This is a genomic window from Janibacter indicus, assembly GCF_900176385.1.
Lineage (GTDB): Bacteria > Actinomycetota > Actinomycetes > Actinomycetales > Dermatophilaceae > Janibacter > Janibacter indicus.
Map to the genome: position 1 here is coordinate 235,395 of NZ_FWXN01000003.1, position 18,908 is coordinate 254,302.

At 70.3% G+C, this 18,908-nt stretch carries 16 protein-coding genes; 9 read left to right on the plus strand and 7 right to left on the minus strand.

Annotated elements, in window-relative coordinates; translation table 11 throughout:
* Window positions 1-40 precede the first annotated feature (40 nt).
* Entirely contained in the window at window positions 41-493 is a 453-nt protein-coding gene (locus tag B9B60_RS04760) for a deoxycytidylate deaminase (protein ID WP_072623842.1), read from the plus strand.
* 41 nt (window positions 494-534) lie between these two features.
* On the plus strand, window positions 535-1,449 hold the full coding sequence (locus tag B9B60_RS04765; protein WP_084450072.1) for a universal stress protein: 915 nt from the start codon (window positions 535-537) through the stop codon (window positions 1,447-1,449).
* A 31-nt stretch (window positions 1,450-1,480) separates the two neighbouring features.
* Here B9B60_RS04765 and B9B60_RS04770 read toward each other — a convergent pair whose 3' ends face one another.
* Window positions 1,481-2,176 (minus strand): alpha/beta fold hydrolase, encoded by a 696-nt coding sequence (locus B9B60_RS04770; protein WP_084450073.1) that lies wholly within the window; start codon window positions 2,174-2,176, stop codon window positions 1,481-1,483.
* A 2-nt stretch (window positions 2,177-2,178) separates the two neighbouring features.
* Window positions 2,179-3,099 carry a pirin family protein gene (locus tag B9B60_RS04775; protein ID WP_084450074.1) on the minus strand — a complete coding sequence of 307 codons (921 nt, stop codon included), beginning with the start codon at window positions 3,097-3,099 and terminating at the stop codon, window positions 2,179-2,181.
* 64 nt (window positions 3,100-3,163) lie between these two features.
* Between B9B60_RS04775 and malQ the strand changes: the two genes are divergently transcribed.
* The 7 genes from malQ to B9B60_RS04810 all read left to right on the plus strand — a co-directional run bounded on the left by malQ (window position 3,164) and on the right by B9B60_RS04810 (window position 12,841).
* Window positions 3,164-5,278 carry a 4-alpha-glucanotransferase gene (gene malQ, locus B9B60_RS04780; RefSeq protein WP_234993738.1) on the plus strand — a complete coding sequence of 705 codons (2,115 nt, stop codon included), beginning with the start codon at window positions 3,164-3,166 and terminating at the stop codon, window positions 5,276-5,278.
* 310 nt (window positions 5,279-5,588) lie between these two features.
* Window positions 5,589-7,220 (plus strand): peptide ABC transporter substrate-binding protein, encoded by a 1,632-nt coding sequence (locus B9B60_RS04785; protein ID WP_234993739.1) that lies wholly within the window; start codon window positions 5,589-5,591, stop codon window positions 7,218-7,220.
* Window positions 7,221-7,396: 176 nt separating this feature from the next.
* The gene (locus B9B60_RS04790; RefSeq protein WP_072623847.1) at window positions 7,397-8,326 is read left to right on the plus strand and encodes an ABC transporter permease; all 930 of its coding nucleotides are present in this window, start codon (window positions 7,397-7,399) and stop codon (window positions 8,324-8,326) included.
* Entirely contained in the window at window positions 8,319-9,323 is a 1,005-nt protein-coding gene (locus B9B60_RS04795) for an ABC transporter permease (RefSeq protein ID WP_200811151.1), read from the plus strand. Before B9B60_RS04790 ends, B9B60_RS04795 begins: the two co-directional genes overlap by 8 nt.
* A 19-nt stretch (window positions 9,324-9,342) precedes the next feature.
* Window positions 9,343-10,350 (plus strand): ABC transporter ATP-binding protein, encoded by a 1,008-nt coding sequence (locus B9B60_RS04800; RefSeq protein ID WP_084450076.1) that lies wholly within the window; start codon window positions 9,343-9,345, stop codon window positions 10,348-10,350.
* The gene (locus tag B9B60_RS04805) at window positions 10,343-11,482 is read left to right on the plus strand and encodes an ABC transporter ATP-binding protein (protein WP_084450077.1); all 1,140 of its coding nucleotides are present in this window, start codon (window positions 10,343-10,345) and stop codon (window positions 11,480-11,482) included. The genes B9B60_RS04800 and B9B60_RS04805 overlap by 8 nt, the downstream gene beginning before the upstream one ends.
* A gap of 231 nt (window positions 11,483-11,713) precedes the next feature.
* The gene (locus B9B60_RS04810; RefSeq protein ID WP_143445431.1) at window positions 11,714-12,841 is read left to right on the plus strand and encodes an IS110 family RNA-guided transposase; all 1,128 of its coding nucleotides are present in this window, start codon (window positions 11,714-11,716) and stop codon (window positions 12,839-12,841) included.
* Between the two features lie 40 nt (window positions 12,842-12,881).
* Here the strand turns inward: B9B60_RS04810 and B9B60_RS04815 are convergent, their stop codons facing one another.
* The 5 genes from B9B60_RS04815 to B9B60_RS04835 all read right to left on the minus strand — a co-directional run bounded on the left by B9B60_RS04815 (window position 12,882) and on the right by B9B60_RS04835 (window position 18,829).
* Window positions 12,882-14,036 carry an ABC transporter ATP-binding protein gene (locus B9B60_RS04815; RefSeq protein ID WP_084450078.1) on the minus strand — a complete coding sequence of 385 codons (1,155 nt, stop codon included), beginning with the start codon at window positions 14,034-14,036 and terminating at the stop codon, window positions 12,882-12,884.
* Window positions 14,033-15,088 carry an ABC transporter ATP-binding protein gene (locus tag B9B60_RS04820; protein ID WP_084450079.1) on the minus strand — a complete coding sequence of 352 codons (1,056 nt, stop codon included), beginning with the start codon at window positions 15,086-15,088 and terminating at the stop codon, window positions 14,033-14,035. The genes B9B60_RS04815 and B9B60_RS04820 overlap by 4 nt, the downstream gene beginning before the upstream one ends.
* Before the next feature lie 5 nt (window positions 15,089-15,093).
* Window positions 15,094-16,083 (minus strand): ABC transporter permease, encoded by a 990-nt coding sequence (locus B9B60_RS04825; RefSeq protein WP_072623852.1) that lies wholly within the window; start codon window positions 16,081-16,083, stop codon window positions 15,094-15,096.
* Entirely contained in the window at window positions 16,080-17,084 is a 1,005-nt protein-coding gene (locus B9B60_RS04830) for an ABC transporter permease (RefSeq protein ID WP_072623853.1), read from the minus strand. The genes B9B60_RS04825 and B9B60_RS04830 overlap by 4 nt, the downstream gene beginning before the upstream one ends.
* Window positions 17,085-17,173: 89 nt before the next feature.
* Entirely contained in the window at window positions 17,174-18,829 is a 1,656-nt protein-coding gene (locus B9B60_RS04835) for an ABC transporter substrate-binding protein (protein ID WP_084450080.1), read from the minus strand.
* Between the last annotated feature and the right edge of the window lie 79 nt (window positions 18,830-18,908).

An 18,908-nucleotide genomic window follows, 5' to 3' on the forward strand; every position in this document is an offset into this window, starting at 1 on the left:
GCGGTCTATCACGCGGGGCCGCAGTGCCTAGGATCGGTCCGTGCCCGACGAGACCACCACCCCGAGCGTGCCGACCTGGGACGACTACTTCCTCGGCATCGCGAGCGCCGTCGCCGCCCGCGCCAAGTGCACGCGCCGACGGGTCGGCGCCGTGCTGACGATCGAGCACCGGATCATCGCGACGGGCTACAACGGCGCGGCGCCGGGGGAGCCGGACTGCCTCGAGGGTGCGTGCCCGCGAGGCCGCCTCGACTACGACGCCGTCCCGGGCCTGGGCGACTACGACCGCCCGGGCACCGAGGGCTTCTGCATCGCGATCCACGCCGAGGTCAACGCCCTGCTCTTCGCCACGCGCGACACCAAGGGCGCGACTGCCTACATCACGGACCCGCCGTGCCCCGGCTGCCGCAAGGCGCTCGCCGCGGCCGGCATCGTCCGGGCGGTGTGGCCCGACGGAAGCCACGATCGTGCCGGCCTGACGAACTGGGGCTGATCTCTCCTACCGCGCTGCCCCTTCCATGGGGACAATGGGGCATGAGCACTGACGCGAGCACCCACGACACCCCGACGCCCTCGGACGCCGTGGTGGCTGCCCTCGACGGCAGCCACCGTGACGACGCCGTCATCGACTGGGCGGCTGCCGAGGCCACCGCCCTCGCGGCGCCGCTGCACCTCGTGCACGCCGTCGACCTCGGCACCCCGTTGTCCGCCTACGGCGAGCTGCTCACCAGCCCCGAGATCGTCGAGCGGGTCGAGCAGGAGTCGACCAAGGTCGTCACGGAGGCGCGCGATCGGGTCACCGCGGCCCACCCCGACCTGGCCGTGACGACGGCGCTGCCGACCGGGTCGCCGTCGGGCGCGCTGCTGCACGCCGCCGAGGGAGCGCGTGTGCTCGTCGTCGGCTCCGCCCGCAAGAACAAGGCCGAGCGGGTCGTCCTCGGCACCACCTCGCTCAGCGTCGTCGCGCACACCCCGTGCCCGGTGGTCCTCGTGCCCGAGGACGTCGGGACCACGGGGGACGGTCGCGTCGTCGTCGGCATCGACGGCAGCCGCAACAGCCGGCTGGCCTTCCGCCACGCCCTCGACGCGGCCAGGGTCCGGGGCCACAACGTCACCACCGTGACCTCGTGGAACGTCGAGGTCGAGAACGGCGTCGTCGTCACCGAGCCCGGCAGCCCCGAGTGGCAGACTGTCGAGCAGCGCTACCGCGACATGGCCGAGCGGACCATCGCCGAGGACCGGGCAGCGCACCCCGACATCGACGTCACCGTCGAGGTGCTGCACGGTCGCGCCGCCGACTCCCTCGTCAAGATCGCCGATGGGGCCGACCTGCTGCTCGTCGGCTCGCGCGGTCGCGGCGGGTTTCGCGGGCTGCTGCTCGGGTCGGTGACCCAGCGGGTGCTCGCCCTGGCCACCTGCCCGGTCGCGGTGCTCCACCAGCAGAGCTGAGATCCGGCCCGCCCGGGCCCGGCAGGCCGGATCAGCGCTGGTGCCGGGTCTGGAAGTCGCGGATCGCGGCCCAGCCCTCGTCGTGGTCCTGGGGCCGGTGGTCGGCGCCGGGGAGGACGAGGTGGGTCGCCCCCTTCGCCGCCAGTGCCTGCGCGACCTCGGTGTACATCGGTCGGTCGTCGCCGGTGACGACGAGGGTCGGCACCAGCCGCGGGGTGTCGGTGCGCAGAGCGACCTCCCACGGGGCCGGGGTGGCGCGCATCCGCTCGGCGAGCGCCGAGCAGGTCTCGGTGTCGAGGTCGAGCGGGCCGTGCTTCATGCCCGCGGCGAAGCGGTCGAGGAACTCGCGGCCGTCGACCTCGGGGTCGTCGGCGACGGCGAAGACCGGGGCCATCGCGCTGATGTGCGCCTCGACGTGCCGGCCACCGCGCGCGACGTCGAAGCACGAGGGCTCGACGAGCACGAGGCTGCGGAGCAGGTCGGGGCGACGCTGGGCGGCGAGCATGGCGGTCACCGCTCCGTAGGAGTGGCCGACGACGTGGCCGCGCCCGCCGAGCGCCTCGACGACCCGGTCGGCGTCGCGCTCGGGCTGGTCTGCGGCACAGGTGCGCTCGAGGAAGACGTGGTCGGGGTCGGCCGCGGCCGCCTGCAGCGGCCAGGCGCGCGCGCCGCTGCGGCCTCGGCCGTGGATGAAGACCGTGCGGACGGTCGGGGTGTGCCAGCCCATGGTCAGCCTCGCGCGCGCAGTCGTCCGCCGGGCAGCGCTGGCGCGGGCAGCGCGGCCGGCTGCCCCTCGGGGAAGGGCCCGAAGCGCTCCTCGCCCTCGGGCACGCCCTCGCCGATCTCGCGCATCCAGCGCTCGCGCGCGGCGACGACGTCGTCGTGGCTGCGGCCGACGAAGTTCCACCACATGACGATCTGCTCGCCGAGCGGCTCGCCGCCGATGAGGACGAGTCGGGCCCCGGCACGCGAGGTCAGGGTGAAGCGCTCGCGCCCGGTGCCGACGTAGCCGAGCTCGCCCGGCTCGAGGGCGGTGCCGTCGATGCTCACGTCGCCGTCGTCGAGCAGCACCGCGTGCTCGTGGCCCGAGGGCACCTCGACGACCGTCTCGGCGTCGGCGTCGAGGAGGATCTCGGCCCCGGTGAGGGCGCCGTGGGTGATGACCGGCGAGCGCACGTCGAAGAGCTCGCCGAGGAAGACCCGGGCGATGCCGCCGGGGACGTAGGTCGGCTCGGGGACGTGGTGGTCGAAGGCCGGGTCGGAGTCGACGGCGTGGCCGGGCAGGGCGAACCACAGCTGCACCCCGTGCAGCACCGTCGTCGCCGGCGTGGAGAACTCGGAGTGGCTCACGCCGCGCCCGGCGGTCATGAGGTTGAGCTCGCCGGGCCGCACCATGGCGTGCGCTCCCGTGGAGTCGCGGTGCTCGATCTCGCCGGTGAAGAGCCACGAGACCGTGGCCAGCGCGGTGTGCGGGTGGCGCGGCACCTCCATGCCGCCGGTCGCCGCGACGTCGTCCGGTCCGTAGTGGTCGAGGAAGCACCACCCGCCCACCAGCGAGCGGGCACGGGAGGGGAGGGTGCGTCGCACCGTCATGGCCCGGGGGCCGCCGAGCGGTACCTCGCGGGGCTGCAGGATCTGCACGTCATCCACCACTCCCACGCTACCCCCGAGATCCCGGTGGACAGCAGCCGTGGACCTCGGCAAGGGTGGCCCCGTGACCTCGACGACGGACTCGCTGCGTTCCCTCGCCGCCGCCAAGGGCGTCGACACCGACTGGTGGGACTGGCGCGGCGAGCACCGTCAGGTGCCGGAGGCTGCGCTGCGGGCCGTGCTCACGGCCATGGGCGAGGACGTCGCCGACGAGGCGGCCGTGCACGCCGCCCTCGAGCGGGTCCGGACCGCACCGTGGCGCCGCACGCTGCCCCCGACCGTCGTCCAGCGTGAGGGCGACCCCCTTCGCCTCCTCGTGCACGTGCCGCACGGCAGCGCGGTGGGCGTCCACGTCGAGCTCGAAGGGGGGCACCGCCGTGACCTGCAGCAGCTCGAGCACGTCGTCGAGCCGCACGACGTCGACGGCACGGTGGTGGGCGAGGCCGCCTTCGAGGTCCCGGGCGACCTGCCCCTGGGCTGGCACGAGGTCGTCGCGGAGGTCGAGGCCGGACCGCTGTCCGAAGGGAGCGAGCGGGCCGTGCTCGTCACCGTGCCCCAGCGTCTGGAGCTGCCCGCCGTCGTGCAGGAGCAGCCGCGGGCCGGGCTGCTGACGCAGCTGTACCAGGTGCGGGGTTCCGGCAGCCAGGGCATCGGTGACCTCGGCGACCTCGGCACCCTTGGCGAGTGGGCCGCCCGCGAGCATGACGCGCACTTCGTCCTCGTCAACCCGCTGCACGCCGCCGAGCCCGTCGCGCCGATGGAGCCCTCGCCCTACCTGCCGACCTCGCGTCGCTTCCTCAACGCCGTCTACGTCGACCTGCGCGACCTGCCCGGCGCCGACCGCCTCCCCGAGCCGGCGCGCGCCGAGATCGACGCCCTCGCCGACCGCGCTCGCGAGCTCAACCGGCTCGATCGGATCGACCGGGACGCCGTGTGGGCGCTCAAGCAGCAGGCCCTGCGCACCGCCTTCCGCCACCTCGGTGCCGGGCAGGCCGACGAGGTGGCCGCGCTGCACGCCGGGGAGGGGCAGGCGCTCGTCGACTATGCGACCTGGTGCTCGCTGGCGGCCGAGCACGGCAGCCTCTGGGAGAGCACCTGGCCGCCGCAGCTGCACGACCCCACCTCGCCCATGGTGCTCGCCCACCGCGAGGCGCACCGCGAGGAGGTCTCCTTCCACGTGTGGCTCCAGTGGGTCGCCCGCACCCAGCTGGCGCGAGCGCAGGAGCGGCTGCGGGCCGCGGGCATGGGCATCGGCGTGGTGACGGACCTCGCCGTGGGCATCCACCCCGAGGGTGCCGACGCGTGGGCCCTCGGTGACGCGCTCGCCCGGGGCGTCGACGTCGGCGCACCGCCCGACCAGTTCAACCAGCTCGGGCAGAACTGGTCGCAGCCGCCCTGGCGGCCCGACCGGCTCGCCGAGCTCGGCTACGCGCCCTTCCGCGAGATGCTGCGGGCCGTCCTCTCCGGGGCCGGGGGGCTGCGGGTCGACCACGTCATCGGGCTCTTCCGCCTGTGGTGGGTCCCCGAGGGGCACGCCCCGGGGGAGGGGGCCTATGTGCGCTACGACCACGAGGCCCTCGTCGGGATCCTCGCCCTCGAGGCTCACCGCGCCGGGGCCGTCGTCATCGGCGAGGACCTCGGCGTCGTCGAGCCGTGGGTGCGCGAGCACCTCCTCGAGCGCGGGGTGCTCGGCACGAGCGTCGCGTGGTTCGAGTGGGGCGACGACGGACGCCCGCTGCCGCCCGAGGCCTACCGCGAGCTGTGCCTGGCGACCGTCACGACCCACGACCTGCCGCCGAGCGCCGGCTACCTCGACCTCGAGCACGTTGCGATCCGCGAGCGCCTCGGCCTGCTCACCCGCCCGGTGGAGGAGGAGCGCGCCGCCGAGGAGGCGAGCGTGCGGGCGGTGCGCGAGTCGCTGCACGAGCGGGGGCTGCTGGCGCAGGTCGATGCGGAGCCGGCCGACGTGGTGGCGGCGCTGCACGCGTGGCTGGGGCTCACCCCTTCGCGTCTGCGGGGCATCGCCCTCACCGATCTCGTCGGCGACGTGCGGGCGATCAACCAGCCCGGCACCGACGAGGAGTACCCCAACTGGCGGCTGCCGCTCGCCGGCCCCGACCGTCGTCCGGTCAGCCTCGACGACATCGTCGCGGGGGCCATCGGAGCCCGTCGCGACTGAGACCTCTCCGCCGCGTCCGCCCGCCGCGATATCGGCGGTGTCACGGGGCCGTCACCGCAAGGTTTCCCGATCGTGAGGGTTAACCCTGCATCTCCTTTGAGGGGTGCCGGGTCGGTCACCGAAGAGTCACAGTTGTGTCTCAGGGCACACGGGTCCATGGTGCGATCGGGCCCCGTGGTTTTTGATGTCACGAGCAGTCGCGGACCGCGCTGCGCCCAGGGGTGGACCCGGACGATCGGGAACGCCGATAGACCCGCCGTTCCCGGCGGCATGACGTAGGAGGACATCCATGCGAGTGAAGTCTCGCGCGATGGCAATCGCCAGCATCTCCGCGGCCGCGCTTTTCGCGACCGCGTGCGGCGGTGGCAGCGACGACAGCGACGGCGGCTCGGGCGGCGAGGGCGGCACCATCACCGCTTCCGGCTGCAACCCGGAGAACCCGCTCGTCGCAGGTAACACCGCTGAGACCTGTGGCGGCGACGTCCTCGACGTGCTGACCGCCAAGCTGGTCCACTACAACCCCGAGACCGCCGAGCCCGAGAACGACATCGCCGAGTCCATCGAGACCGACGACAACCAGAACTTCACGGTCAAGCTCAAGAAGGGCTACAAGTTCCACAACGGCGACGATGTCCTCGCCAAGAACTTCGTCGACGCGTGGAACTACACCGCCTACGGCGTCAACGGCCAGCAGGGCAGCTACTTCTTCGAGCCGATCGAGGGCTTCGAGGACCTGCAGTGCACCGGTGAGGACGAGGACAAGCCCTGCGAGGGCAAGGGCAAGCCCAAGGCCGAGGAGCTGACCGGCCTCAAGGTCGTCGACGACCTGACCTTCACCATCAAGACCAGCGAAAAGGTCTCCAACCTCCCGCTGCGTCTGGGCTACACGGCCTTCGCCCCGCAGCCCGACGCCTTCTTCGACGACCCGGAGGCCTTCGGCGACAAGCCGATCGCGGCCGGCCCGTACAAGCTGGACTCCTGGGAGAAGAACCAGGCCATCACCCTGAGCAAGTTCGAGGACTACTCGGGTGAGTACGGCGGCAACGCCGACGAGATCATCTTCCAGAACTACGAGGACTCCGACGCCGCCTACGTGGCGCTCCAGTCCGGCGACCTCGACGTCGTCCGCGAGATCCCCGCGAGCGCGCTGGTCGACAACAAGTTCAAGGACGACCTCGGTGAGGGCCAGTTCCTGGAGAAGGAGAACTCCACCCTCCAGTTCATCGGCATGAACTACCACGTCGACAAGAAGCTCGAGAACGTCAAGGTCCGCCAGGCCATCTCGATGGCCATCGACCGCAAGACGATCGTCAAGCAGATCTTCAACGACGCCTACACCCCCGCCACCGGGTGGGTCTCCCCGGTCGTCGACGGCTACAAGGAGGGCGCGTGCGGTGAGTACTGCGAGTTCAACCCCGAGAAGGCCAAGCAGCTGCTCGAGGAGGGCGGCGGCTACGACGGCAAGCTGACCCTCACCTACAACGGTGACGCCAGCCACAAGGGCTGGACCGAGGCGGTCTGCAACTCCATCAACAAGACCCTCGGCATCGACTGCGTCGCGACCCCCACGGTCGACTTCGCGACCATGCTGACCAAGCTGGGCGAGAACGAGCTCAAGGGCATGTTCCGCATGGGCTGGGTCATGGACTACCCGTCGATCGAGAACTACCTCGCGCCGATCTACGGCAAGGGTGCGTCCTCGAACTACTACAACTACGCCAACGACGACTTCCAGAAGACGATGCGTGAGGCCGGCGCCGCCGAGACCCCGGAGGAGGCCAACAAGCTCTACCAGGAGGCCGAGGGCCTGATCGCCGAGGAGTTCACGACGATCCCGACCTGGTACGGCAAGACCATCATCGGTTGGTCGGAGAACGTCTCCGACGTCCAGGCGACGCCCTTCGGCAACCCGGACCTCGCCGCGATGAAGGTCAAGAACTGATCCTCGTCGAGGGTTGACTTTCCGCACGACGCCGGCCGGCCATCCGCTCCCGTGATGGCCGGTCGGCGTCGTGCCGAGCCCGCGGCGTCGACCGCCGCCTGCGGCCCCAACGATTGAGTTAGTCTCTCCCGGCACCCCGGGCAGAGGTGCGTCCGACTTCCCTGAGGAGGTGCAACGTGGGCAAGTACATCGTCCGACGATTGCTCCAGATGATCCCGGTGATCATCTTCTCCACGTTCCTGATCTACGCCATGGTCTTCGCCATGCCGGGTGACCCCACGGCAGGCAAGTGTGGTGAGCGGCCCTGTCCGCCGGCCTACATCGCCGAGTTCAACGAGAAGTACCACCTGAACGACCCGCTGCTCGTCCAGTACTACGAGTACGCGAAGAACGTCGTGCAGGGGGACCTCGGCGAGAACCAGTTCGGCAACCCCGTGGCCGAGGAGCTCGGCGAGCGCTTCCAGGTCACCGCCAGGCTCGGCCTCATGGCCCTGGTCTTCGAGGGCGTCCTGGGCATCGCTGCCGGTGTCCTCGCCGGTCTGCGCAAGGGCGGCTTCATCGACAACCTCGTGCTGGTCAGCACCCTCTTCGTCATCTCGGTCCCGGTCTTCGTCATCGGTACCGTCCTGCAGTACACCTTCGGCCTCAACCTCGAGCTGCTGCCGTCATTGGCCAGCGGCACCGACCCCAGCTTCGTGTCGCTGATCATGCCCGCGATCGTCCTCGGCTCGACCTCGCTGGCCTACATCGCCCGCCTGATGCGGACCAACATCGCCGAGAACGTCCGCTCGGACTACGTGCGGACCGCCAAGGCCAAGGGCTTGAGCTCACGCCGGATCATCGGCATCCACACCCTGCGCAACTCGATGATCCCCGTCGTGACCTTCATGGGTTATGACTTCGGTGCTCTGCTCGGCGGCGCGATCGTCACCGAGGGCATCTTCAACATCCAGGGTGTCGGCGGCTACATCTTCCAAGGCATCCGCAACCGCGATGGCATCGCCGTGGTCGGCGCGGTCACGGCACTGGTCATCGTCTACCTGCTCGTGAACCTGCTCGTGGACCTGCTCTACGGCGCCCTCGACCCGAGGATCAGCAATGACTGACGACAACGCGACGCGCGACGTCGCCCCCGAAGCCCGCCCCGGCAACGACGAGATGGGCGCGACCACCACCCGCGAGGCGGCGGTCGCCGCCGACGTGACCCAGGAGAGCGGTCAGGCGAGGTCGCTGACCTCCGACGCCTTCGCGTCGCTGCGGCGCAACCCGCTCTTCTGGATCTCGAGCGTCCTCATCCTCGTCTTCGTGCTCATGGCGGTGTGGCCCTCGCTCTTCACGCCCTACGACCTGAAGTTCAACGACCTGAGCCGAGCCCACGAGGGCCCGAGCGGCGAGCACTGGTTCGGTACCGACACCCAGGGCCAGGACATCTACACCCGCAGCGTCTACGGAGCCCGGGCCTCGATCCTCGTCGGGGTGCTCGCGGCGACCGGCGTGCTGCTGCTGGGTTCCTTCCTCGGGCTCATCGCCGGCTACGTCGGCGGCATCGTCGACACCCTGATCAGCCGCCTCGGCGACATCTTCTTCGCCATCCCCCTCCTCCTGGCCGGCATCATCTTCCTGTCTGCGGTCCGCGAACGGCCCAGCATCCTCGGGCTGAAGACCGACAGCTACTTCGGCGTCGTGATCCAGGTCGTGCTCGTCTTCATGATCTTCGGCTGGCCGAGCCTCATGCGCCTCATGCGCTCCTCGGTCATCCAGGTCAAGCCCAACGACTACGTCCAGGCCGCCCGGGCCCTCGGTGCCTCGCCGATGCGGATCATCCGCCGGCACGTGCTGCCCAATGCCATGGCACCCGCGATCGTCGTCTCGACGATCAACCTCGGCGCCTACATCACCGCGGAGGCGACGCTGTCCTTCCTCGGCATCGGGCTGGTGCCGCCGACGGTGTCGTGGGGTGTCATGATCAGCGACGCGCTGGTGCCTCTGCGGAGCTATCCGCACATCCTCTTCTTCCCCGCCCTCTTCCTCAGCCTGGCGGTCCTGGCCTTCATCATGCTCGGCGACGCTGTGCGTGATGCCTTCGACCCCAAGAGCCGCTGAGAGACAGGTGAGTGAGTACATGAGCACCACGACGACTCCGTCGGGCTCCGAGCACCTGCTCGAGGTCGACGACCTCTACGTCGAGTTCCGCACCCGCGAGGGCGTGGCCAAGGCGATCAACGGCGTCAACTTCACCCTCGACGAGGGCGAGACGCTGGCGATCCTCGGTGAGTCCGGCTCCGGCAAGTCGGTGACCGCCCAGGCGATCATGGGCATCCTCGACATGCCGCCCGCCGTCATCCCCGGCGGCCGGATCCTCTACAAGGGCAACGACATCCTCACGATGCCCGAGGCCCAGCGGCGTGCCATGCGCGGCCCGGAGATCTCGATGGTCTTCCAAGACGCGCTGAGCTCGCTCAACCCGGTCTTCCCGGTCGGCTGGCAGATCGCCGAGATGTTCCGGGTCCACCAGGGCATGAGCCGGTCCAAGGCCTACGCCGAGGCCGTGCGTCTGATGGAGCGGGTCAACATCCCCGCGGCCAAGGAGCGCGTCAAGGCCTACCCGCACCAGTTCTCGGGCGGTATGCGCCAGCGCATCATGATCGCGATGGCGATCGCCCTCAACCCCAAGGTCCTCATCGCCGACGAGCCGACGACGGCCCTCGACGTGACGGTCCAGGCCCAGATCATGGCCCTTCTGCAGGAGCTGCAGGAGGAGTACAAGATGGGCCTGATCCTCATCACCCACGACCTGGGTGTCGTCGCCGACGTCGCCGACCGGATCGCCGTGATGTACGCCGGCCGGATCGTCGAGCGGGCGGACGTCGACGAGATCTACGCGCACCCGGGCCACCCCTACACCAAGGGGCTGCTCGAGTCGATCCCGCGACTGGACCAGAAGGGGCAGACGCTGTCGGCCATCGGTGGCCTGCCGCCCAACCTCACCCGGATCCCGCAGGGCTGCGCCTTCAACCCGCGCTGCGTCATGGCCCAGGACATCTGCCGTACCGAGCGGCCCGAGCTGCTCGACATCGGTCCGCGCCGTCAGTCGGCGTGCCACTTCAGCCAGGAGGTGCTCGATGCCTGAGGTGATCCTCAAGGCCCAGGGCCTGAAGAAGCACTACCCGATCAAGGGTGGCGTGCTCCGTACGACCGTCGGCCACGTCAAGGCCGTCGACGGTGTCGACTTCGAGCTGCACAAGGGCGAGACCCTCGGCATCGTCGGTGAGTCCGGCTGCGGCAAGTCCACGCTCGGCCGGCTGCTCATGCGGCTCGAGGAGCCGACCGAGGGCACCGTCGACTTCGACGGGGTTGACATGTACGCCCAGTCCGGCGGCGCGATGCGCAAGCTGCGGCGTGACATCCAGATCGTCTTCCAGGACCCCTACACATCGCTCAACCCGCGGCGCACGGTCGGCGAGATCATCGCCGAGCCCCTGGAGATCCACACCGACGTCGTGCCCAAGGGCGGGCGCAAGCGCCGGGTGCAGGAGCTGCTCGAGCTCGTCGGTCTCAACCCCGAGCACATCAACCGCTACCCGCACCAGTTCTCCGGTGGCCAGCGCCAGCGCATCGGCATCGCCCGCGGCATCGCGCTCAACCCCAAGGTGCTCATCTGCGACGAGCCGGTCTCCGCGCTCGACGTGTCGGTGCAGGCGCAGGTCATCAACCTCATGGAAAAGCTCCAGAACGAGCTCGGCCTGTCCTACATCTTCATCGCCCACGACCTGTCCGTGGTCCGCCACATCTCCGACCGGGTCGGCGTGATGTACCTCGGCCGCATGGTCGAGATCGGCAACGAGGACGACATCTACTCGCGTCCGACGCACCCCTACACCCAGGCGCTGCTGTCGGCCGTGCCGGTGCCGGACCCGACCCTGCGCGGCAAGCGCGACCAGATCGTCCTCTCCGGTGACGTCCCGTCGCCGGCCAACCCGCCGGCGGGCTGCCACTTCCACACCCGCTGCTGGAAGGCGCAGGACATCTGCCGGACCGAGACCCCGCAGCTCGAGCTGCGCGCGGACGGCGCGGGGACGCACCCCTCCCGCTGCCACTTCGCGGAGCCGCGGCTCGTCGTCGAGACCACCGACGTCACGGACGACCACGGTCTCTTCGAGGGTCAGGGCCTCACGGACCGGGCCGATGCGGCCGCCGCGGGTCAGGCAGGTGGCGCCGCCGCCGGCGGTGCCTCGGCCGACACCTCGACCGCCGGCGCCTGACAGTGATGATGGTGTAGGCGAGTCCCGCAGCGGTCGTCCTGACTCGGCGCCTGACTGACTTCGGGTCTTCAACGGGATCTGTCGGTCGTTCCGCTGCGGGACTCGTGTGCACTCACCGGACGAGGGTGTGTGACCTCATAGGAGCCTGTGCCAGCAGGCACCCATCACTGTCTTGTCCGCTCGCTCGGCTGGTGCGTGCCGCCCCTGACCAGTCGAAGGAGAAGGACGACGATGACCACCATCGCATCAGACAGCTCGAGAGACCAGATCGAGATCGCCGCAGGTGTCGACACCCACCAAGACACCCACACTGTCGCCGCGGTCGATGCGGCCGGCCGGCTACTGGGCCACTCCACGTTCCCAGCCACTGGGGCGGGCTACCACGCCCTGCTGGCCTGGCTACACGACCTCGGGGTGGTTCTGGTCGTCGGGATCGAGGGCACCGGCGCCTATGGCGCCGGCCTGGCCCGCTACCTGAGCAGTCAGGGCATCGAGATGGTCGAGGTGGACCGGCCCGACCGCAGGACCCGACGCAGCGCTGGCAAGTCAGACCCCATCGATGCCGAGGCCGCAGCCCGCGCCGCCCTGGCCCAGGTACGCACTGGCACGCCCAAGGCCCGCGAAGGGAAGGTCGAGGCCTTGCGCAACCTACGCGTGGCACGCCGCAGCGCAGTCGACCAGCGCGCGGACTGCCAACGACGAATCAAGACCCTGATCGTGACCGCACCAGAAGAGCTACGCGCCCGGCTGCGTGTCCTGAGCGACCGAGAGCTGCTGACCACCTGCGCCGCTCTGCGGCCCGACACCGAGCGCGTCAGCGACCCCGAACAGGCAACCAAGGTGGCCCTGCGCAACCTGGCCCGCCGACACGCTGCCCTCGTAGCGGACATCGCCGAGCTCGACGCGCTCATCGAGCCACTGGTCGCCGCGATCAACCCGGATCTGCTCCAGCTGAACGGAGTCGGCGCCGACACCGCCGGACAGCTGCTGGTCACTGCCGGCGAGAACGCTGACCGGCTCCGCTCCGAGGGCGCGTTCGCGATGCTGTGCGGCGTCGCACCGATCCCCGCCTCGTCCGGCAAGATCCACCGCCACCGCCTCAACCGCGGCCCGCTGACGCGGCTTGCCCAACGGCATCGGCTCGGCCTGCACCAACCCCGCCCGAACCAGATGCCGACGAGCTGTGGAGTGAGCACATCCAGCCGCCCTGGCTGCGGCACCAATCGATCCTTCCCGTTCGAAGGCAGCCACCATCACAGCAACTACCTCCGCAGAGACCTCAACACGACGCCGCTTTTGGCTCGAAATGACCATGGTCCTCGCAACTCCTCAGATCGAGGTGTTGCGAGGACCATGTGAACCGAAGCGGCGGCTCCCCCCTTCGTGCGTCTGCCGGAGGTCAGGCGAAGGGGATCTCGTCGACGATCCGCTCGGCCTCGGCATCGGCGGCCAGCTGCGCGCCGGCCTCGTCGACCTGAGCGGCCACCGCGTGCGGCTGGAGCTCGCCCGAGGCGATCTGCTCGGCCCAGTGGCAGGCGACCTTGTGCTCCGCGCCGGCGCCGTCGATCTCCACCAGCCTCAGCTGCGGACGCTCGGTGTCGCAGTGGGTCTCCTGGCGCCACGGGCAGCGGGTGTGGAAGCGGCACCCCGCGGGAGGCGCGGCCGGCGAGGGCAGGTCGCCGGTCAGCAGGATCTGCTCGCGGGTGTCCTCGACGACCGGGTCCGGCACGGGCACCGCCGAGAGCAGGGCCCGGGTGTAGGGGTGCAGGGGAGCGGCGTAGAGGCCGTCGGCGGGCGCCTCCTCGACGATGCCGCCGAGGTACATCACGCCGACGCGGTCGGAGATGTGCCGCACGACCGCGAGGTCGTGGGCGATGACGAGATAGGTCAGGCCGTACTCGGCCTGCAGGTCCGACATGAGGTTGATGACCTGCGCCTGCACCGAGACGTCGAGCGCGGAGACCGGTTCGTCGGCGACGACGAGCTCGGGGTTGACGCTCAACGCCCGGGCGATGCCGATGCGCTGGCGCTGACCGCCGGAGAACTCGTGGGGGTACTTCTTCAGCGCGGCCGGCGGGAGCCCGACGTCGGCGAGCAGCTGGCGCAGGCGGGGCTCGGCCTCCTTGGCGTCCCTGACGATGCCGTGGGCCTTCATCCCCTCGACGAGCAGGGCCTCGACGCTCTGGCGGGGGTCGAGGCTGCCCATGGGGTCCTGGAAGACCATCTGCAGGTCCTTGCGCCGCCGGCGCAGGTCCTCGCCCGTCAGCGTGGAGATCGGCTCGCCGCCGAAGGTGACCGTGCCGTCGGTCGCCGGCTCGAGGTGGAGGATCGCGCGGCCGAGCGTGGACTTGCCGCAGCCGGACTCGCCGACGAGGCCGTAGGTCTCGCCGCGTCGGATCTGCAGGTCGACGCCGTCGACGGCGTAGACGTGCCCGACGACCTTGTCGAAGATGACGCCCTTGGTGATCGGGTAGTGGACCTTGAGGCCGCGGACGTCGACGAGGACGTCGGCGTCGCTCTCCGTGGCGGTCGGCTCGGGGCTCGTGGTGGTCATCGGACCTCCTCGGTCGTCGCGGCCTCGGCGGGCGAGGGGTCGCCCGCGAGGGGGTTGAAGCAGCGCAGGGCACGCGAGCCCCCGAGGGCCAGGTCGGGGGTGGCCTCGCGGCAGTGGTCGGTGGCGCTGGCGCAGCGTGGCGCGAAGGCGCACGAGCTGGTCCACGGGAGGTTGTCGGCCACCGACCCCGGCACGGGGTTGAGACGCGCGCCGCGCTCCCCGTCGAGGCTCGGCACGCTCGCGAGCAGGCCACCGGTGTAGGGGTGGCGCGGCTGCGCGAAGAGGTCGTGCCGCTCCGCCCGCTCGACGAGTCGGCCGCCGTAGAGGACGTTGATCTCGTCGCACAGCCCGGCGACGACGCCGAGGTCGTGGGTGATCATGATCAGGGCCGTGCCGGTCTCCTCGACGAGCTCGCGCAGCAGGGCGAGGATCTGGGCCTGGATCGTCACGTCGAGCGCCGTGGTCGGCTCGTCGGCGATGAGCAGCCGGGGCTCGCAGGCCAGGGCCATGGCGATGAGCGCGCGCTGGCGCATGCCGCCGGAGAGCTGGTGCGGGTAGTCCTTGAGTCGACGGTCGGGGTCGGGGATGCCCACCTTCTTGAGCATGTCGCGCGCGTGGGGCGTGGCCTCCTTGCGGGACATGCCCCTGTGCCGCTCGAGCACCTCGGTGACCTGTCGGCCGATGGGGACGACGGGGTTGAGGGAGGAGAGCGGGTCCTGGAAGATCATGCCGACGTCGCGGCCGCGACGCTCGCGCATCTGCTTGTCGGAGAGGGTGAGCAGGTCGGTGCCGTCGAGGTGGACCGAGCCGGTCACCTCGTTGCCGCGGGTGGGCAGCAGGCCCATGATCGCGAGCGAGGTCACCGACTTGCCGCAGCCGGACTCGCCGACGAGACCGACGGTCTGCCCCGGCTGGACGTCGAAGCTCACCCCGTCGACGGCGGTGAAGGGGGTCTGCCCCTGCCGGCGGAAGGTCACCGACAGGTCGCGCACGGACAGCAGGGGAGTGCCGGCGCCCGCGCGGGGGCTGCTCGGCGTGGGGGCGGACGACATGCCGCTCACCTCCGGCTCTTGGGGTCGAGGGCCTCGCGCAACGACTCACCCATGAGGGTGAAGCCCAGCGCGACGACGATGATGCACAGGGCCGGGTAGAAGGCCAGGTGCGGGTGGTCCTGGAAGTAGGTCTCGGAGGTGCCGAGCATCTGGCCCCACTCGGGGACCCGGTCGTCGGGCAGGCCGAGGCCGAGGTAGGACAGCGCGGCGGCGTCGATGATCGCCGTCGCGAGGACGAGCGTCGCCTGGACGATGACCGGCCCGAGCGAGTTGGGCAGCATGTGCCGCAGGACGATCGCCGAGCGCTTGACGCCGAGCGCGCGGGCGGCGAGGACGTGGTCCTTGCTCCGCTGGGCGAGCATCGAGCCGCGCAGCAGCCGGGCGAAGATCGGCACCTGCACGGTGGCGATGGCGATGATGACCGTCCACTGGCTGGGGCGGGCGGCGATCGCCGCGATGGAGAAGGCGAGCAGCAGGCTCGGGATCGACAGCATGACGTCGACGATGCGCATGATGACCGCGTCGACGACCCCGCCGAAGGCGCCGGCGAGGGTGCCGAGGACGAGACCGCCGGACAGGCCGCCGAGGGTCGCCGCGACTCCGACGATGAGCGTCTGCCGGCTGCCGACGATGAGCCGGGAGAGGAAGTCGCGGCCCGAGCTGTCGGCACCGAGCGGGTAACCCGCCTCCGGGCCGGGGATCGGGTTGGACTGCGGGCTCACCTTGTCGATGAGGGGGTTGTCGGCGGGGTCGTGGGGAGCGATCCACGGCGCGACGATCGCGAGGACGACGAAGGCGATGGTGATCGCCAGGCCGAGCAGGAAGATCGGGTTGCGACGCAGCCGACGCCAGGCCGAGGCGATGAGGCCGACGCCCTCGGAGTCGTCGATCGCACCGGCCTCGGCGACCGTCGTGCCGCTCGAGGCGGCGAGGTCGTCGATGCGCTGCTTGCGGCGGGCGCCGAGCCCGCGGCGGGGGGACTGGTCGGAGCTCATCGGGTCCTCACTCGGGGGTCGACGACGGCGTAGAGGATGTCGACGATCAGGTTGACGACGACGTAGGTGCCCGCGGCCGCGAGGATGAGCACCTGCAGCACGGGGTAGTCGCGCAGGCTGAAGGCCTGGCGCAGGGCGTCACCGATGCCGGCGATGTTGAAGACCGACTCGGTGAGCACGGCTCCGGCGAGCAGCCCGCCCATCTGCAGACCGATCGCGGTGATGACCGGCAGCAGGGCGTTGCGCATGACGTGCCGGCCCCGGACGACCCGCTGGGTCAGGCCCTTGGACTCGGCGGTGCGCACGTAGTCCTCGTCGAGCACCTCGAGCACCGAGGCGCGGGTGATCCGGAAGATCATCGCGAAGGGGATGGACGCCAGGGCCAGCCCCGGCAGCAGCAGGTGCTTGAGGGCGTCCCAGGCCGCGTCCCACTCACGGGTGAGCAACCCGTCGAGGATGAAGAAGCCGGTGACCCGGGTGGCGTCGACTTCCTGACGCCCGGAGACCGGCAGCCAGTGCAGCTCCTGGGCGAAGACGTAGCGCAGGAGGAAGGCGAGGAAGAAGACCGGGACGGCGACGCCGACGAGCGAGCCGATGACACTGAGGTTGTCGAGCAGGCTGCCGTGCCGCTTGGCGGCGAGGTAGCCCAGGGGGAGCGCGAGGCCGATGGCGATGACGAGCGCGACGAGGCTGAGCTCGATCGTCGCCGGGAAGCGGTCGAGGAGGAGGTCCATCGCCGGCTTGCCGGGCTGGACGCCGTTGGAGACGCCGAAGTCGCCGGTGACGGCTCGCTTGAGGAAGGTCCAGTACTGCACCCAGATCGGCTCGTCGAGCCCGAGCTCGTGGGTCAGCCGGGCGCGGCTCTCCGGGGTGGCGCGCTCGCCGAGCATCGCCGAGACGATGCCGCCGGGCAGAGCGCGCAACCACAGGAAGAGCAGCAGCGACAGGACGAAGATGACGAGCACCAGCTGCATGAGCCGGCGGATGATGAATCTCAGCACGAGTGCGCTCCTGGTGTCGACCGCGGACCGGGGCCGCCTCGACCTGGTGGTCGAGGCGGCCCCGTCACGAGGTCACCTGCTGGTGTGGGTCACTTGCCGCCGACGGTGACCGACGAGAAGCGCTCGGCGGTCAGCGGGCTGGCGACGAGCCCCTCGACGTCCTCGTTGACGACGATCGCGGGCGGCGAGTGCGAGATCGGCAGGCCGGGCACGTACTCGTCGTGGATCTTCTGGTTCAGCTCCTCGTACTTCTTCGTCCGCTCGGCCTCGTCGACCGTCTGGTCGGCGTCCTTGAGCTCCTTGCTCAGGTCGGCACCGAAGTCCGTGGCCGAGGTGTGGAAGTCGTTGGACTTGAGGTTGCCGAAGAAGGTGCCGATGAAGTTGTCGGCGGAGTTGTAGTCACCCGTCCAGCCGAGCAGCCAGGCGTCGAACTGGCCGTTGTCGACGCCGTCGAGGTAGCCGCCGTTCCACGGCTTGGTGACGACCTCGACCTCCACGCCGGCCTTCTCGAAGTCCTTGCGGATGGCCTCGTGGATCTTCTGCGGGTTGGGCATGTAGGGCCGGGTGACCTCGCTCGGGTAGGCGAAGGTCAGCTTGAGGTTTTCCTGGCCCGCCTCCTTGAGCAGCTTCTTGGCGCCCTCGGGGTCGTACTTGGTGACCGCGATGTCCTTGTTGTAGCCCTCGACGGTGTCGGGGTAGAACTGCGAGGCCGCGGTGGCGCCCTCCGGCAGCTGGGACTTCACCAGCTGCTCGCGGTTGACCGCCATGTCGAGCGCCTGACGGACCTTGAGGTCCTTCAGGGCCGGGTTGCTCTCGGGGTTGAAGGCGACGTAGAGGACGTTGAAGGGGTCGCGGATCTCGACCTGGTTGCCGTCGTCCTCGAGGGCCTTCCAGTCCACGGGGTTGGGCAGGTCGTAGCCGTTGATGCTGTCGGCCTCGAGCTCCTGGCGGCGGGTCGACTCGTTGGGGATGATGTTGAAGACAATCTCGGCGTTCTTGGCCTTGTCGCCCCAGTAGTCGTCGTTGCGCTTGAGCGTGACCGTCTTGTTGGCCTCGTCGTAGGCGTCGAAGGTGTACGGGCCGGTGCCCACGGGGTTCTCGGAGTTCTTGGGGTAGGCGAAGCCCTCGCCCTGCTTCTTGACGTCGTTGGCCTTGCCCTCCTCCAGCGCCTTGGGGGACTGGATGCCGAAGGCCGACAGCGAGAGCATCGCCGGGAACTTCGAGGTCGCGCGGGCGATCTTCAGCACGACGGTCTGCTCGTCGCTCGCCTCGCAGCTGCGGTAGAGCGAGTCATCGCCGAAGCCCTCCATCGAGTAGGCCCAGTACTCGGCGGGGCCGGCCTGGGCGGTCTCGTTCTGGTCGGCCATGCGCTCGAAGTTGTCGCAGACGGCCTGGGCGTCGAGGGTCTCGCCGTCGCTGAACTTCACGCCCTCACGCAGGGTGAAGGTCCACGTCGTGCCGTCCTCGGACGGCTCCCACTTCTCGGCCAGGCCGGGCCCGATCTCGGAGCTGCCCTCCTCGACCTCGACCAGACCCTCGAAGATCTGACGGGTGACGCGGAAGGTCTCGCCGTCACTGGCGTAGAAGGGGTCGAAGACCTCGGGGGCGCCGGCGGCGCCGAAGGTGAAGGTGCCCTCGGCGTCACCACCGGAGCCCGAGTCGTCGCGCTCGCTCTGCGCGCACGCGCTCAGCGTCAGCGCAGTCGCGGCCAGCGCGGCCAGCGGGGCAGCTTTCCTCATCGACATGTGTTCCTCGCTCGTCTCAGCCAGGCCCGGAGCGGTCGCCCGGGTCCGTGTCCGCGGGCGATGGTGATCCACCGCACAC

Coding starts and splice junctions, on each gene's coding strand:
- B9B60_RS04765 (WP_084450072.1), top strand. CDS start 535: ATGAGCACTGACGCGAGCACCCACGACACCCCGACGCCCTCGGACGCC.
- B9B60_RS04770 (WP_084450073.1), bottom strand. CDS start 2,176: ATGGGCTGGCACACCCCGACCGTCCGCACGGTCTTCATCCACGGCCGA.
- B9B60_RS04785 (WP_234993739.1), top strand. CDS start 5,589: ATGGCAATCGCCAGCATCTCCGCGGCCGCGCTTTTCGCGACCGCGTGC.
- B9B60_RS04795 (WP_200811151.1), top strand. CDS start 8,319: ATGACTGACGACAACGCGACGCGCGACGTCGCCCCCGAAGCCCGCCCC.
- B9B60_RS04800 (WP_084450076.1), top strand. CDS start 9,343: ATGAGCACCACGACGACTCCGTCGGGCTCCGAGCACCTGCTCGAGGTC.
- B9B60_RS04805 (WP_084450077.1), top strand. CDS start 10,343: ATGCCTGAGGTGATCCTCAAGGCCCAGGGCCTGAAGAAGCACTACCCG.
- B9B60_RS04810 (WP_143445431.1), top strand. CDS start 11,714: ATGACCACCATCGCATCAGACAGCTCGAGAGACCAGATCGAGATCGCC.
- B9B60_RS04815 (WP_084450078.1), bottom strand. CDS start 14,036: ATGACCACCACGAGCCCCGAGCCGACCGCCACGGAGAGCGACGCCGAC.
- B9B60_RS04820 (WP_084450079.1), bottom strand. CDS start 15,088: ATGTCGTCCGCCCCCACGCCGAGCAGCCCCCGCGCGGGCGCCGGCACT.
- B9B60_RS04825 (WP_072623852.1), bottom strand. CDS start 16,083: ATGAGCTCCGACCAGTCCCCCCGCCGCGGGCTCGGCGCCCGCCGCAAG.
- B9B60_RS04835 (WP_084450080.1), bottom strand. CDS start 18,829: ATGTCGATGAGGAAAGCTGCCCCGCTGGCCGCGCTGGCCGCGACTGCG.